Annotated in this window: 2 protein-coding genes; both read right to left on the reverse strand. The window is 73.1% G+C overall.

What is annotated here, in order from left to right:
- Positions 1-1,132, reverse strand: a 1,132-nt coding sequence (purH, locus tag FV222_RS25165; RefSeq protein WP_147815922.1) for a bifunctional phosphoribosylaminoimidazolecarboxamide formyltransferase/IMP cyclohydrolase, incomplete at its 3' end; no start/stop codon positions are given.
- Between the two features lie 73 nt (positions 1,133-1,205).
- Positions 1,206-1,682: heparinase II/III family protein (locus FV222_RS25170; RefSeq protein ID WP_187277468.1), on the reverse strand; the 477-nt coding region annotated here is incomplete at its 5' end.

The raw sequence follows: 1,682 nt of genomic DNA on the forward strand, positions 1-1,682 counted from the left end.
GCGTGCGCACGGTGTCGCCCGCGGCCCGCGGGTCCGGCAGGCCACCGGCCAGCAGCAGGCGCAGGTTCTTCTTGGCGGCCACGATCGCGATCGCCTCCTCCGAGGCCTCAGGCGCGATGATGACTTCGGTGAAGATCTTGACGATCTCGGCGGCGGCCTGCGCGTCGAGGGGCCGGTTCAGGGCGACGATGCCGCCGAAGGCCGAGGTCGGGTCGCAGGCGAGCGCGCGGGCATAGGCCTCGACGAGGTTTTCGCCCTCGGCCACGCCGCAGGGGTTGGCGTGCTTGATGATCGCCACCGCCGCCGCGCGCGCCGGATCGAACTCGGCGACGCATTCGTAGGCCGCGTCGGTGTCGTTGAGGTTGTTGTAGGATAGTTCCTTGCCCTGCACCTGGCGCGCGGTGGCGATCCCCGCCCGCGCGATCCCCGGCGCCCGGTAGAAGGCGGCCGCCTGGTGCGGGTTCTCGCCGTAGCGCAGCCCCTGCGCGAGCGCTCCGCCGAAGCTCCGGAAGGGCGCGGTGCCCGCGGCCTCGACGTGCCCCGACATCCAGTTGGCGATCGCCGCGTCGTAGGCGGCGGTGCGGGCGTAGGCCTTCTGGGCGAGCGCTCGGCAGAACGGGCGGGTGAGCGTCCCGTTCCCCTGCGCCAAGGCGTCCAGCACCGGGGCGTAGTCGGCGACGTCGGTGACGACGGCGACGTCGGCGTGGTTCTTGGCCGCCGCGCGGATCATCGCCGGGCCGCCGATGTCGATGTTCTCGACGCAGTCGTCGTAAGAGCGGCCGGCCGCGATCGTCGCCTCGAACGGGTAGAGGTCGACCACGAGCAGGTCGATCGCGGCGATGCCGTGGGCGGCGAGCGCCGCCTGATGCTCGGGGTTGTCGCGGATGGCGAGCAGCCCGCCATGCACCGCCGGGTGCAGCGTCTTCACCCGCCCGTCCATCATCTCGGGGAAGCCGGTGAGCTCGGAGACCTCCGTGACCGGCAGCCCGGCCTCGGTCAGCGCCTTGTGGGTGCCGCCGGTGGAGACGAGGGCGACGCCGCGTGCGCTCAGGGCGCGGGCGAAGTCGACGAGCCCCGCCTTGTCGGAGACGGAAAGGAGCGCGCGGGCAACCCGCACCTGATCATGCGACATCGTGGGTCTTGTCGTTTCGAGGGCCGTTGGCGGCGCGGTAGCACGAATGGCCGCAGTCGGGCCAGAAGTCCGCTCAGGCCGCGGCGGTCGGCGCGCGTCCCGGGGCGGAGGCGAGGCGCTCGAACGTCCAGTCGACGCGCACGTCGTCGTGGACCGATAGGTGCAGCACGATCTGGTCGGTGCGGCGCGCGCCGGTGAGGCCGGCGAAGTAGACGCTCTCCTCCAGCCGGATCTCGGCGCCGGTGGCGTGGAACCGCCAGACCTCGCCCAGCGGCGAGGACAATTCGAGCCCGTCCTCCAAAGACCGCACGGCGATCGCCGGGTGGAGGTGGAAACGGATCGCCACGTCCTGCGTCCGCACGCGGCCCGCCTTCGTCGCCGGGCGCAGGAACGCGTCCTGCCCGTCGAGGCGGCCCTCCGCGCCGTCGAGCTGCCAGCGCCGCTCGTGGACGATGCCGTGGTCGCGGGCATAGCCGTCGTGCCGGGCGGCCAGCACGGTGGCGGGGCCCTCGTCGCTGCGCTCGGCCTTCACCGCCGCGGGGCCGCGCAG

Source organism: Methylobacterium sp. WL103 (assembly GCF_008039885.1).
In the GTDB taxonomy this organism is placed as follows: domain Bacteria; phylum Pseudomonadota; class Alphaproteobacteria; order Rhizobiales; family Beijerinckiaceae; genus Methylobacterium; species Methylobacterium cerastii.